Genomic DNA, 13,196 nt, shown 5'->3' with positions numbered 1-13,196 from the left:
CCTTATTCTTGGCTCCCCTTGCCGGGACATCGCCGTGGAGCAAACGGCGGTGCCGTTCGCAGGCGATGTGCGAGACGACAGTCGAGCCGGCGGAACGCGAACGGAGTTCGTCCGTAATTGCAGGACGAGCTGTCGGCAGAGCCGACTGAGGGGTAGTCCGGTGGAATTCATGTCGATCTTGGTTTAACAGAGCCAACGGCTCCGCCGTTTGCTCCACGGCGATTCCCGACAAGGGGAGCCAAGAATAAGACATCTCTCGGGAAAACCGAGAATGCTACATCACCTTGGTGCTTTCGAGGTTGCGAATCACCCAGTCATTGAAACGAATCACGGGCTTGCGCAGCATCAGGCCGAGCAGCAGAGACGGCACCAGGAACAGGGCCAGCTTGCCCATGGACACCCAGTATTCCATGCCGAAGGAGCCGGCCATCGACGAATGCATCGCGTCCACTGCATACGGGAACAGCAGCCACTTGGATACCGCCTGGAAGAACGGCGGCAGCGTCTCCACCGGGAAGGTGCCGCCCGAGCCGGCCACCTGCATCACCAGCAGCACCACGGCGATGGCCTTGCCGATATCACCGAACGACACGGTCAGCGTGTACACGATGTTCGAGAACACCAAGGCAGCCAGCCATCCAACCATCAGGAACTGCACCGGATGCTCGCACTGCACGCCGAGATAGAACATGTCTCCGAGGCACACCAAGGTGCCCTGCAGGAGCGCCAGGAAGCCGAAGATCATGTATCGACCGAAATACTCGTGATGCAGACGAAGCCCGAACTGTCGGGCGTTGCCGGGGGATTCCGGGCGCGGCTTCTTGAGCACGTCCAACGCTGCACCAGGCCCCGCCACACGGCCGGCGATTACGGCTTCGCGCAATCCCACCTCGGTACCCAGCGGCAATTCGTTACCAAGCCCCAAAATCTTGGCCTTCTCATGGTCGGAAATGGAGACTTTGAGCATGGCCACCAGGATGATCGCACCCACCCAGATGGCCAAAATCGTATAGAACGGTGCCATGGCCGAGCCGTAGTTCGCAATTGGATACAGGGGAATGCGGTCGACCGCCACGGGCGCGGACAGCATCGAGGCGATGGTGTCCGGATCAGCCGAGATGACGCTGGACAGGTCCGTGCCGCCGCTTTTGGCCAACGACGAGAACTTGTCCGCCAAATCGTCGAGTTTCTTGGCGGAGCGATTCAGCGCGCCCGAGGCCTCACCCAATGACGTGCGGATGCCGGTGATGCTGCCGGACAGACCGCCTGAAAGTCCGGAGACGCTCTTCACCGTGGACGTCAAGCCGTCGATGACGGCGTTCGTCTGGTTCGCCACGTCGTCCATCGAGGAGGCGAGCTTGTCCAGCTGCGGCTTGAGCGTGTGCTCGTACGTATCGGAGGCCTCACTGATGGACTTGCGCGCCTCGTCGATTTCGTTCTTGAGCTTCTGCCGGGTGGCGTTCGCGTCCGCGGTGTCGTCCGTGATTTTCTGCGCGGCCTCGCCGAGCGCGTCGGCCGCGGATTGCAGCTTCTGCTGGGTCTGTGTGGCCTGGGCCGCGGCCTTGGCCAGGGCGTTCTTCACCGCCTGCAGGTGGCTCTGCTCCGCCAACGATTGCAAAGCCGCCGCATAGTCGCCGAACTTGTCGGCCTGGGCCTGCACTTTCGACTGCATGCCGGTGAGCGTGTCCGCCACCTGTGAGGATTGCGAGTCGATGTCCTTGAATGCCTCATCGATCTGTTTGTCAATCGAGGTATACGCAGCGTCGGCCTGTTTCAGAGCCGCACTCACGCCGGCCGTGGCGCCGGACAGTGCGTTGCCGAGGCTTGTGGCGCCTGATTTCGCCTGTTTCATGGCCTTTTTCGCGTCCGCGGCGGCCGAACCGGTGGAGCCGAGCAGCTTGTCGGTCGAATCGATGATGCCGTCCGCGGCGCCCAACAGGCCGGAATAGGCATCGATCTGCGATGCGGCCCCGGTGAGCTTCGAGGACATGGCCGTCAGATGGCTGGTGGCATTGCTGACGTACTGCTCCATTTCGGGGCTCTGCGCATACTTGGCCACATTCGAGGCGAGGTTCAGGGCCACGCTGGACAACGTTTTCACGAAGGTCTGGTCGATGGTGGTGGCCACGGTGCTGGCGCCCTCGTCCGTGATATGCGGGGCGATCGGGTTGATTTTCTCGTTGAGATAGTATTCGAGCTTCGCGTGCTTGATCTTCGGGGTGAACAGCGTCATCATGTCCGCGCTGAAGCTCTTGGGAATCACCAGCGCGGCATAGTATTCGCCGGAATACACGCCGTCGATGGCCTTGTCGCGGTCCACGAACTGCCAGTCGAGGTCATGGTTGGCCCTGAGCGTGTTCGTCACGGTCTCGCCCACGTTGATGGGCAACGGGATGAGATCGGACTTGTACCCCTTGTCCGTGTTCGCCACGGCCACCTTGAGGGCCTTCGTATTGCCGTACGGGTCCCAGCTTGCCGCGATGTTGTACCAGGCGTACAGGGACGGTACGATGACCAGGCCCACGGCCACCACGACCGCGATCACGTTGCGCGTGGCCTGGCGCAGATCACGGACGAACAGCTTCCAGATGAGCTTCATCGCGCGCCTCCCCTGCCCGTGCTGCCCGTGCCGCCTTTGCCGTCACTACCGCCGTCACCATCGCCATTCGGCGGAATAGCCATGAATCGCCGCGTGGCCTCCCCGATGTCCGGATCGGCATCGTCTCCCGCATCACCCCCGAACCGGGCCGCATGCTCCGGCATATGCCCGGCCCCGGCCCCGGCCGCGTGCTTGCCGTCGGCGCCGCGGAACCGACGCCAGACATAGCCGTTGAGCATCACGTCGCGGAATTCGTCGGCGCTCATCGCGCTCACGCCCAGCTGCATCGCGTAGCTTTCGCGCATATATTCGGTGACGATGAGATAGGCGTCGATGATGATGATCGACAGGATCCACGCGCTGAGCATCGCGATCTTCGCCTTCATGACGAACAGCAGGATCAGGAACACGAACGGCAGCACCGTCAGCAGGACCAGGCCGGAGACGATCATCATCGGATACCGTGCGAAGAACCGGTGCGCGCGGCGGGTGATGATGTCGCGCAGCTCCTTGCTGTCGGACACCGTGCGGAACACCGCGTTCAGGCTCACCTGCTCGTTGACCATGCTGTTGTGTTCGGTGATCATGAGGTCCGTGTCTCCCAGACGGCGGTCGAACAGGGCGTTGAGGTTCATGGCGTACCGGCGTACCACAAGGCCGACGAACAGCGCCACCGGCAGATAGTAGGCCAGATGCATCATGTCCAGCCAGTAGTGGTTCGCGTAGGTGCCGGCGATCGGCCCGCGCATGGCGTTGATGCCGTAGGTGAACGGCAGCTAGGGATGCAGGTCGCGGAAGAACTCCGGCATCATTTCGATGGGGTACAGGCCGGAGGCACCGGGGATCTGCACGATGACCAGGATCACGGCCACGGCCTTGCCGATATGCCGGAACGCCACGGCCAGCGCGTAGATGATGTTGATGTAGACGAACGAGCAGAACACGCCAGCCAGCACGAACAGCAGCGGATGCTCGCATTGGATGCCGAGCACCAGGTCGCCGATCGTGGCGATGATCGCCTGCAGGAACCCGACCGTGACCAGTAGCAGCCAACGGCCCAGATACGCCTGGGCGGCGGTGACGTGCCGCAGGTTCTCGCGGTCCACCTCAAGTTTGTAGATGGCGATGAGCACGAACCCGCCCACCCACAGCGCGAGGTTCGTGTAAAACGGGGTGACGGCCGAACCGTAGTTGTCGGTCGGGTAGACCACCTTGGTGACCAGATTGACCGGCGTGCCTATGAACTTGCCGAATTCCTCGTCGTCCAGGTGCAGGGTGTCCATGATCTTGCGGTAGGCGGCGGAACTGTCGAGCGCACCGATGTCGGTGCGGACGGTGCGCACGTCCTCGGCGAGCTGCGCCATCGACTGCTGTGTGCCGGAAATGGTGGTTCGGGTCTGGCCGATCGTGTCGGAAAGCTGGTCGAACAGGCCGTCGGCCTGCTCGATGGTGCCGTTCAGGGAGACCAGGGTGCCGTCCAGGGTGCCGTTGAGCGCGGCGAAGCTGTTGAGGGAGGCATTGAGGTTCGGCATGACGGTGCCGGTGAGCGACTGTCGGGCTTGGCTCAGCGCCGCAAGCCCGCCGGTGGCCGCGGTGCCCATCGCGCCGGAGAGATGGCCGGTGGCGTCCTTGCCGGAGTCGATGAACTGGGTGGCGTTCTTGTGGAAGTCGTCGATCTGCGACTGTTGACGGCCGATAACCCCGTCCAACGTGTCGAGCTGGTTCCAGATGCGCTGGCCCAGCGGGTCGGAGGTGTTCTCGTCGACGCCCGCCTGCCGCAGCGCGTCGCGCACGTTGTCGATGGCGGTCTGCGTGCGGTCCAGCGGCGCGTTCAGGGCGTTGGTGATGGAGTCCACGGAATCCTGCGCGTTGTTGAACGATCCGATGATCGTGCCCGCGGCGGTGTTCACGTCCACCGCAAGTCCGGAGAGTTTGGCTGAACTCGAGTCCAGCGCGCCCGTGAGCGTGGTGGAGAAGGCCTGTGAGCCGTTCTGCGCTTCGGTGAGCAGCGTGCCGGACTGTTGGGCGGCCTTGCGGGCGCTCGCGATCGCCCGTTTCAGGGTGCCGGTGGTGTTCTTGGCATCGGCGATGGTGCCGTCCGCCTGGTCAAGCGTATCGGTGAGGTCGGTGAGCGCGGTCTGGACGCTGCCGATGGTGTCCAACACCGTGTCAAGATCGACGATGGCGTCCTGCTGGGTGGATCCGGCGGCCTTGTTTAGTTCACCGCCCGCCTTGGATACGGCTTTGGCGACGGTATCGCCCACGGTGGTCACGAATGTGGAGTTGATCTGCTCGTCGATGGTGGAGGCGCCGGTGTCCGTGATCTTCGGGGCGATGGCGTTCTTCTTCTCGTTGACGTAATAGCGGATCTTGGGGCGTTCCGTGGCGCCGGTGACCGAATTCACCAGCGATTCGCTGAAATCCTTCGGCAATACGATGGCCGCGTAGTACTCGCCGGTCTCCACGCCGTGCACGGCCTGGTCCTCGTTGTCCACGAACCGCCAGCCGAGCTGATGGTTCTTCTTCAGCTGGGCGACCACCTGCTTGCCGGCGTTGAGCCTGCCAACCAGATCGTTGGAGGTGCCCCGGTCCGCATTGGCCACCGCGACCTGGATGTTGCCGGTGGCCGAATACGGGTCCCAGTTGGCCAGGATGTTGAACCAGGCGTACAGCGAGGGGATCACGGCCACGCCGAGCGTGACCACCACCGCCACGGGATTGCGCAGGATGCGCAGGAAATCACGCCGGAAAATACGCCAGATCGTCCGCATGCAACCCCTCGTTTCGCCGCCGGTTCTTTGTGCCGGCCTTGCCGTGCCCACCGGTAAGCCACATGCAGTCTATCCCCACCGCCTCCGCGACGATCGGCGTACGGAGGCGGGATACCGGGAAAATGGTCAGGGCGTGTCCGAATTATGGCCTCGATGGGCGGACGATGTGGATGCGCCGGTTACTTGTCGAGCGTGAAGCCCTGGGTGGCCGCTTTGTCCAGCAGCGTCTTGTTGGAGACGTCCTGACGGCTGATTTTGGCGATCTGGTCGCTGAAGGCGTCCACTGGACGGTCGGCCTGACGCAGGTCGTAGTACTGGTGCACCTCGACGTCGAAGGCGGGCAGCGCGTCCAGCGTGCCGTCCGCGTCGGCCGGGTACGTGTTCTCGAAGAACTGCATCTCGCGCGGCATGCGGGGCTTCAGCGCGGGCTCCTGATCGGGCTTGCCGATGGCCAGGCCCAGCACCGGGTACGTGTATTCCGGCAGGTTGAGCAGGTCGATGAGTCCGTTGATGTTGTTGAGCGGGGAGCCCAGGATCACGCAGCCGAGGCCCAGCGAGAACGCGGCCGTCTCCATGGCGTGCAGGGCCAGCACGGCGTCGTTCTGTGCTTGGGTGAAGCGGTAGCTGGTCTTGAGGCCGAACTCGTCGGAGGACGGGTCGATGCCCTTGGACTGGGCGATGCGGGCGTTGCGGTGCTCGTCGATGATGAACATGTACAGCAGCGGCGCATCGGCGATGTACGCCTGGGTGCCGTACTCGGCGATCTTGGCCTTGAGAGCGGGGTCGGTGATGCGGATGGCGGACCAGTCGTTGAGGAACTGGCTGGAGGCGGCGCGCTGGGCCACGGTTTCCAGCGTGGCGATGGTGTCGGCGTCGATGGCCTCATCCTTGAACTTGCGGATGGAGCGGCGGTTGAGCAGGGTTTCGATAGTCGCATTGGTAACCATGCGGCCAATTCTTCCACGCGCGCTGGCCAGTCGGCAGGCCGGTTATCTGGCAGTGAAACCGGTGCGTGATGCGGCGTGATGATGGCGGTGAACGGACCGGGGTGCGCTGTGGACGGGCTTCGGACTCGGCCTAACGGCGGGCCTTGCGATGGCGACGGGCCACGATGGCCTTGGAGCCGCGGTCGGAAAGCTGGGAGACCATCGCGCCGAACGCGGCCGAGGCGGCGGCGAACGCCAGACTCATCAGCAGGCCCTGCGGGGCGTCCGCGGCCAGTCCCTTGCGCAGGTTGCGGCGGGACGTGCCCTTGTCCCACAAGGTCTGGAACGCCTTGCCGGCCACCAGGCCGACCAGCGAGGGGACGGCGGCCTTGAACGCCTTGTCCAGCAGGGAATCGGGGTCGGCCTCGCGGGCGGCGCGCAGGGCGTTCACCTTCTCGTCGATGCGGTGCAGGCTTTCGACGGCCTGATCGGCGCCGGACGAGAACTCACCTCCGTCATATCCGGATTCATACCCGGAGCGGCCGGACGGGAATGCCGCGCCGTTCTCGGTGAGGGAGTCGGGTCGCGCGATGGATCCCGCGGACAGGTCGGGGGCGGAACCATGGAAACCGGAGTGACGTGCGGTGTGCTTTGCGCTGCTCATGGCTCCCCAGTCTAGAGCAAAAGCGGGGCATCTGGCGAGGCATGCGGCGGACGCGCCCGAACAGGACTAGAGTGGAGGCATGAACGAACAGCATGTGGACGGCACCGTGGCCGTCAACCCCTCCCGCGGTGGTACCGGCTTCCTGGTGCTGCTGCGTCATGGACAGACCGTATGGAGCGAATCCGGACAGCATACCGGCCGCACGAACATCCCCCTGACCGCCGTGGGCGAACAGCAGGCACGCGACGCCGGTGTGCGCCTGCGCGAGGCGTTTCCCGGCGGATTCGAGGAAGGATGCGTGTTCTCCAGCCCGCTTCGCCGTGCACAGCAGACCGCGCGACTGGCCGGTTTCGCCGAACCGCAGACGCTTGACGGCATCGCCGAATGGGATTACGGCCGCGCCGAAGGCCGCACGCGCAAGCAGGTGAGCGAGGCCAGCGGCTTCGATTGGGATGTGTGGCGTGACGGGCCGCGCTCGCTGACGCCCGCGCTTGAAGGCGACTGGGTGGAGACCCTGCCCGACGGCGAGCAGGTGCCGGTGCATGCCGGTCCCGGTGAGACGCTTGAGGAGGCCGCCGCCCGCGCCCGCGGGGCCATCGACCATGTGATGCCATTGCTGAACGGCGGCCACAACGTACTGATGGTGGCGCACGCGCATATCCTGCGCATCCTCACCTCCCAGTGGCTGGATGTGGATCCGCATTTCGCGCGCATGCTGCGGCTCGACACCGCGCACTATTCGGTGCTGAGCGTGTACAAGGGGGACAACGTCATCGAACGCTGGAACGCCTGACGGCTTGACTGAATTGAGCTTGGCTCCGTTCAACCGGGATTGCAAAAATCCCACCGGACTACCCCTCAGTCGGCTTCGCCGACAGCTCCCCTGACAAGGGGAGCCGAGGGCGGGGCATGCCAGTCTTGATTTGACTGAACCGGATTTTGGGCCCGTTCGCCTGTGCGCGGACGGGCTTTTTCGTCGTTGTCGAGACGGTAGCCGCCGCGATTATGCAAACGATGGCTATGCGGGTGCTGAACGTGGGGAGTATGGGGTGGTTTTCTATACGACACAAGTACTGTTAGCGCTCTCAGTTTGCTAACGCTTGCATTATGGGCGCTATGCAGAATAATCGGAATTATCCGGTTAATTGACGGTTTGTGGATATCTGTCCGCATAAGTGACGCGCCGAAAAATGCCATCGTTTGCAAAATCTCGCAAACCGTTGCACAATAGGTCATGTCGATAGTCGTAAGGGAGCCGCTAACGGCACCCGGGCCGGACGGAATACCGGCATCGACGATGAAGAGAAAGGTTCGATGATGAATCGTACAGTGAAGTCTGCGGTCGCGATGGCGGCCATTGCCGCAATGTCGCTCGGCACCCTCGCCGCCTGCGGAAACTCCAGCTCCTCCGGCGACGACTCCAAGGGCAAGGTCTACTACCTGAACTTCAAGCCGGAAGCCGCCGATCAGTGGACCGCGCTGGCCAAGGAATACACCAAGGAGACCGGCGTCGAGGTCAAGGTCCAGACCGCCGCCTCCGGTACCTACGAGCAGACCCTGAAGTCCGAGATCGCCAAGACCGAGGCCCCGACCCTGTTCCAGGTCAACGGCCCGGTGGGCTACCAGAACTGGAAGAAGTACACCGCTGACATGTCCAACACGGACGTGTACAAGGAGCTCAACAACCAGGACGTGGCTCTGAAGGACGGCGATAAGGTCGTCGGCATGCCGTACGTGATGGAGACCTACGGCATTATCTACAACAAGGACATCCTCAACAAGTACTTCGCCCTCGACGGCGCCAAGGCCAAGTCCATGGACGAGATCGACAACTTCGACACCCTGAAGGCCGTGGCCGACGACATGCAGGCCCGCAAGGACGAGCTCGGCATCAAGGGCGCGTTCACCTCCGCCGGCTTCGATTCCTCCTCCGACTGGCGCTTCAAGACCCACCTGGCCAACCTGCCGCTCTACTACGAGTTCAAGGACGATAACGTCACCGAGCAGCCGGCCAAGATCAAGGGCACCTACCTGCCGAACTACAAGAAGATCTTCGACCTGTACATCACCGACTCCACCACCGAGCCCACCCAGCTGAGCGCCAAGACCGGCGACGACGCCAACTCCGAGTTCGCACTCGGCGAGGCCGCCTTCTACCAGAACGGCACCTGGGCCTGGACCGACCTGCAGAAGGCCGGCATGTCCGCCGATTCCGTGGGCATGATGCCGATCTACATCGGCGTCAAGGGCGAGGAGAAGCAGGGCCTCGCCACCGGTTCCGAGAACTACTGGTGCATCAACGACAAGGCCTCCGACGCCGACAAGAAGGCCACCGAGGAGTTCCTGAAGTGGGTCATCACCTCCGACACCGGCAAGAAGGCCCTCTCCCAGGACATGGGCTTCACCACCCCGTTCAAGACCTTCGATGACGTCACTTCCGACAACCCGCTGACCCAGGCCGCCGTCGAGGACCAGAAGTCCGGCAAGACCGCCGTCTCCTGGAACTTCACCATGATGCCGTCCGAAGAGTGGAAGAACCAGCTCGGCCAGGCCCTGCTGGAGTACGCCCAGGGCACCGGTAAGTGGGACGCCGTCAAGACCGCCTTCGTGGACGGTTGGGCTTCCGAGTACGAAGCCTCCCACTGAGTCTGAAGGGTCCGGCCGTCCTCCTTCCGGCCAGACCCCGATGATTCGACCGGGTTCCATACCCGGATAATTTAAAAGCCGCGGCGCCCCGCGCAGCCTCTTTCCTCCAGGGGCGCCGCACCTCCTTGTGTTTCTTCTTCTGTTCCCTCCTTTGACCAAACCAGTTGAGGCCGCCGCCCGGTAGTGTTCGGGCGGCGGCCTCAACTGGTTTTGCTCGGATGCGCGTTTCTCTGGCTCGTCCTGCAATTTAGGACGAACTTCGTTCGCAGTCCACTGGCTTGACTGTCGTCTCGCACATTGCCTACAAACAGCTCTGCTGTTTGCTTCACAGCAATGTCCTCTCTGAGGGGAGCTGGCAGCGGAGCTGACTGAGGGGAGCCAAAACGAGGTTTCAGTGCGCGCGGGAGGTGGAGGAACGCACCACGAGGTGGGCGGGGAAGGTCACGAACGGCTCATCCACCGGCTTCTCCTCGATGAGATCGAGCGTCATTCGCGCGGCGATATGCGCCATCTCCACCGGATCCTGACGGATCGTGGTCAAGCCGATGTCGTTGGTGTAGAAGCTGTCGTCATAGCCGATGAGCGACACGTCGCCGGGTACGGAGAAGCCGTTGCGCTCCAGCTGGAACATGAGCGGCAGGGCGATGCCGTCCTCCTGACAGGCGATGGCGGTGGGCATCTCGTCCAGGCTCATGAGCTGGTTGACCACGTCGCTGATCTGGTAATGGCCGTCGCCATCCACCTTGCACACCACCACCTGAGGTTCGATGCCCTCCTTGCGGCAGGTCTCCATGAACACGTTGAATCGGCCGCGCACCGAGAAGCTCAGCGAGACGTCACGGTCGGTGCTGATGTAGGCGATGCTGCGGTGCCCGAGGTTCATCAGATGGCGGGCGGCGAGCGTGGAGCCCTGGCGGTCGTTGATGTTGACCGCGGCCGCAAAGCCGTGCTGCTCGGATTCCGCCGTGTTGATGCCGATGATCGGCACGTCCACCGAGGTCAGCTGCGCGATCTCCCTGCTGTCGATGTCGAAGGAGACCACGATCACCGCGTCCGCGTTGCGGCGCACCGGCAGCATCTCGAAGAACTCGCGACGCTCCTCGATGCTGGAGATCTGGAAGATGGAGATGTCGTACCCCTCGGCGTGCAGCACCTCGTTGAGGCCCTCGATCACCGAGGCGGTGAACCACAGGCGGATGTGGCCGCTCATCAGCACCGCGATGCGCAGCGAACGGCCGGATTTCAGGGCCGCCGCCGAGCGGGACAGCGAGAAGTTGAGTTCGTCGGCGATGGCCAGCACGCGCTCGCGGGTCTTGGCGGAGACCAGATCCGGTCTGGTGAACGAACGGGAGACGGTGGAGATGGAGACGCCCGCCTTCTGGGCGACATCCTGAATGCTCGTGGTCATGAAAGCCCCCTGTGGCTGATTGAAGAAGCGCAGAATTTGCCTGATTGTCCCAGTGTACATGTCACGCGAGGGTTTGGCGAAGATGACAACGATTGTATTACAAACGTTTGCAGACGTTATGTTGTCTATTGAAAATGGCTGTATTGCGCCGTTTTTATTATTGAAAGCTGACTGATTCCACTCGCAACGCCGTGGTTGGGAAACGCGATAAATGACAACGTTTGACATCTGTTGCAGCAGCACGTACCATGAACGTAGGTTCAGCGGAAGGGACTATGTGACGGTCCTGACGGCTGGCTGGCATTGAGTTGAATTCCGCGTCGACGCACGACGTAGTGCCGCGGACTCAAGGAGGAGGAAAGTAGTCATGATCAACATGGCTGGTAAGGCGATACGCAGATGGTGGGCGCTGTTCGCGCTGCCGACGTTCGCCGCGTTCATCATCGGATTCCTGGTGCCGTTCATCATGGGCGTCTACCTGAGCTTCTGCGAGTTCACGACCGTGACCGACGGCGAATGGGTGGGCCTCAAGAACTACGGCAAGGCCCTGAAGGACAAGGAGTTCCTGCACGCGCTCGGGTTCTCCACGGCGTTCACCATCGTGACCACCATCGTGATCAACGTGGTGGCGTTCTTCATCGCCTACATGCTGACCAAGGCCATCAAGGGATCCACACTGTTCCGTTCGGTGTTCTTCATGCCGAACCTCATCGGCGGCATCATCCTGGGCTACATCTGGCTGCTGCTCCTCAACGGCGTGCTCGCCCACTGGGGCCGCGCCCTGACCTACAAAGCCACGTACGGCTTCTGGGGCTTGGTCATCCTGGTGTGCTGGCAGCAGATCGGCTACATGATGATCATCTACATCGCCGGCCTGCAGGCCCTGCCCACCGACGTGCTTGAGGCGGCCGCGGTCGACGGCGCCAACGGCACCCAGACGATGTTCCGCATCATCATCCCGCTCATGATGCCGTCCATCACCGTCTGCTCCTTCCTGACCGTGACCAACGGATTCAAGCTCTACGACCAGAACCTCGCATTGACCAACGGCGCGCCGAGCAACATGTCCGAAGGCCTGGCGCTGAACATCACCCGTACCTTCTACGGACGCATGGGCTGGGAGGGCGTCGGCCAGGCCAAGGCCGTGCTGTTCTTCATCCTGGTGGCCGTGATCGCCCTGATTCAGAACAAGCTCACCACGAGCAAGGAGGTGGCAGCCTGATGAACGAGAACAAGCCCGTCAAGCACGGCGCCCTGTGGACCGTACTCTTCTCCGTCGTTTCCCTGCTGTGGGTCTTCCCGATCGTCCTGGTGCTCATCAACTCCTTCAAGCAGAAGGCGTACATCTCCAAGAACGCCTTCTCTCTGCCGGCAGGCAAGGCGTTCGTGGGCCTCGAGAACTACGCGCGCGGCGTTGAGACCACGCAGTTCTTCGCTTCCTTCGGCTGGACGCTGCTCATCACCGTGGGTTCCGTGGTGCTGATCCTGGTGTGCACCTCGATGTGCGCCTGGTGGATTGTGCGCGTGAACAACTGGGCCGCCAAGCTGCTGTACACGCTGTTCCTGTTCAACATGATCGTGCCGTTCCAGATGGTGATGTTCACCCTCTCCAAGATCGCCGACATGCTGAAGCTCAACACCCCGTGGGGTCTGTGCATCGTGTACCTCGGCTTCGGCGCCGGCCTGGCCGTGTTCATCTTCACCGGCGTGATCAAGGGCATCCCGGCCGAGCTGGAGGAGGCCGCCATGATCGACGGCGCCTCCGTGCCGCGTATCTTCTTCCAGATCGTGGTGCCGATCATGAAGCCGTCCATCGTGTCCGTGGCCATCCTCGAGGCCATGTGGATCTGGAACGACTACCTGCTGCCGTACCTCACGCTCGACCTGGGCAAGTACAAGACCATCTCCGTGGCCGTGCAGTACCTCAAGGGCGGCTACGGCTCCGTGGACATGGGCGCCATGATGGCCTGCCTGGTGCTGGCGATCATCCCCATCATCGTCTTCTACCTCGTCTGCCAGAAGTACATCGTTTCTGGAGTAATGGCTGGAGCCGTCAAGGGTTAACGGCTGGTGCCGTTAACCCTTGGCTGGAAGCCCGGTGGGCTTCCAGCAGGCTCCAGGCTGAGCCGCGACAGCGGCGAGGCTAACGATGAGTCCGGCCGTAGGCCGGTCCTTAGTTGCA

The 13,196-nt window shown here is 62.7% G+C and carries 8 protein-coding genes and 1 pseudogene; 4 read left to right on the top strand and 5 right to left on the bottom strand.

What is annotated here, in order from left to right:
- Positions 1-274: 274 nt before the first annotated feature.
- The 4 genes and pseudogenes from KIH81_RS11365 to KIH81_RS12160 form a co-directional block, all read right to left on the bottom strand.
- Complete coding sequence (locus KIH81_RS11365) at positions 275-2,599, bottom strand: YhgE/Pip domain-containing protein (protein WP_214305424.1); 2,325 nt, start codon at positions 2,597-2,599, stop codon at positions 275-277.
- Positions 2,596-5,370: pseudogene (locus KIH81_RS11360) on the bottom strand (YhgE/Pip family protein). The gene KIH81_RS11365 and the pseudogene KIH81_RS11360 overlap by 4 nt, the downstream one beginning before the upstream one ends.
- Positions 5,371-5,549: 179 nt before the next feature.
- Positions 5,550-6,317 carry a nitroreductase family protein gene (locus KIH81_RS11355; RefSeq protein WP_214305423.1) on the bottom strand — a complete coding sequence of 256 codons (768 nt, stop codon included), beginning with the start codon at positions 6,315-6,317 and terminating at the stop codon, positions 5,550-5,552.
- 130 nt (positions 6,318-6,447) lie between these two features.
- Positions 6,448-6,768 (bottom strand): DUF4235 domain-containing protein, encoded by a 321-nt coding sequence (locus tag KIH81_RS12160; RefSeq protein ID WP_236029586.1) that lies wholly within the window; start codon positions 6,766-6,768, stop codon positions 6,448-6,450.
- 271 nt (positions 6,769-7,039) lie between these two features.
- On the opposite strand from KIH81_RS12160, the gene KIH81_RS11345 reads away from it, so the two are divergent.
- Positions 7,040-7,753 (top strand): histidine phosphatase family protein, encoded by a 714-nt coding sequence (locus tag KIH81_RS11345; RefSeq protein WP_214305421.1) that lies wholly within the window; start codon positions 7,040-7,042, stop codon positions 7,751-7,753.
- A gap of 521 nt (positions 7,754-8,274) precedes the next feature.
- Positions 8,275-9,606 (top strand): ABC transporter substrate-binding protein, encoded by a 1,332-nt coding sequence (locus KIH81_RS11340; RefSeq protein WP_214305420.1) that lies wholly within the window; start codon positions 8,275-8,277, stop codon positions 9,604-9,606.
- Between the two features lie 391 nt (positions 9,607-9,997).
- Here KIH81_RS11340 and KIH81_RS11335 read toward each other — a convergent pair whose 3' ends face one another.
- Positions 9,998-11,014 carry a LacI family DNA-binding transcriptional regulator gene (locus tag KIH81_RS11335; protein WP_214305419.1) on the bottom strand — a complete coding sequence of 339 codons (1,017 nt, stop codon included), beginning with the start codon at positions 11,012-11,014 and terminating at the stop codon, positions 9,998-10,000.
- A gap of 367 nt (positions 11,015-11,381) precedes the next feature.
- Here KIH81_RS11335 and KIH81_RS11330 point away from each other — a divergent pair, with 367 nt between their 5' ends.
- Together KIH81_RS11330 and KIH81_RS11325 are read left to right on the top strand one after the other, a co-directional pair.
- Positions 11,382-12,236 carry a carbohydrate ABC transporter permease gene (locus tag KIH81_RS11330; RefSeq protein WP_214305418.1) on the top strand — a complete coding sequence of 285 codons (855 nt, stop codon included), beginning with the start codon at positions 11,382-11,384 and terminating at the stop codon, positions 12,234-12,236.
- Complete coding sequence (locus tag KIH81_RS11325) at positions 12,236-13,078, top strand: carbohydrate ABC transporter permease (RefSeq protein WP_214305417.1); 843 nt, start codon at positions 12,236-12,238, stop codon at positions 13,076-13,078. The genes KIH81_RS11330 and KIH81_RS11325 overlap by 1 nt, the downstream gene beginning before the upstream one ends.
- Positions 13,079-13,196: the final 118 nt, after the last annotated feature.

The sequence above is a fragment of the Bifidobacterium miconisargentati genome (assembly GCF_019331675.1).
Classification (GTDB): domain Bacteria; phylum Actinomycetota; class Actinomycetes; order Actinomycetales; family Bifidobacteriaceae; genus Bifidobacterium; species Bifidobacterium miconisargentati.
Note: the sequence above shows the minus strand (reverse complement) of the source record. Positions and strands in the feature narration are given on the sequence as shown.

What these genes read in the sequence shown, in the direction of transcription:
- KIH81_RS11365 (WP_214305424.1), bottom strand. Translation starts at nt 2,599, where the DNA reads ATGAAGCTCATCTGGAAGCTGTTCGTCCGTGATCTGCGCCAGGCCACG.
- KIH81_RS11355 (WP_214305423.1), bottom strand. Translation starts at nt 6,317, where the DNA reads ATGGTTACCAATGCGACTATCGAAACCCTGCTCAACCGCCGCTCCATC.
- KIH81_RS11345 (WP_214305421.1), top strand. Translation starts at nt 7,040, where the DNA reads ATGAACGAACAGCATGTGGACGGCACCGTGGCCGTCAACCCCTCCCGC.
- KIH81_RS11340 (WP_214305420.1), top strand. Translation starts at nt 8,275, where the DNA reads ATGATGAATCGTACAGTGAAGTCTGCGGTCGCGATGGCGGCCATTGCC.
- KIH81_RS11335 (WP_214305419.1), bottom strand. Translation starts at nt 11,014, where the DNA reads ATGACCACGAGCATTCAGGATGTCGCCCAGAAGGCGGGCGTCTCCATC.
- KIH81_RS11330 (WP_214305418.1), top strand. Translation starts at nt 11,382, where the DNA reads ATGATCAACATGGCTGGTAAGGCGATACGCAGATGGTGGGCGCTGTTC.
- KIH81_RS11325 (WP_214305417.1), top strand. Translation starts at nt 12,236, where the DNA reads ATGAACGAGAACAAGCCCGTCAAGCACGGCGCCCTGTGGACCGTACTC.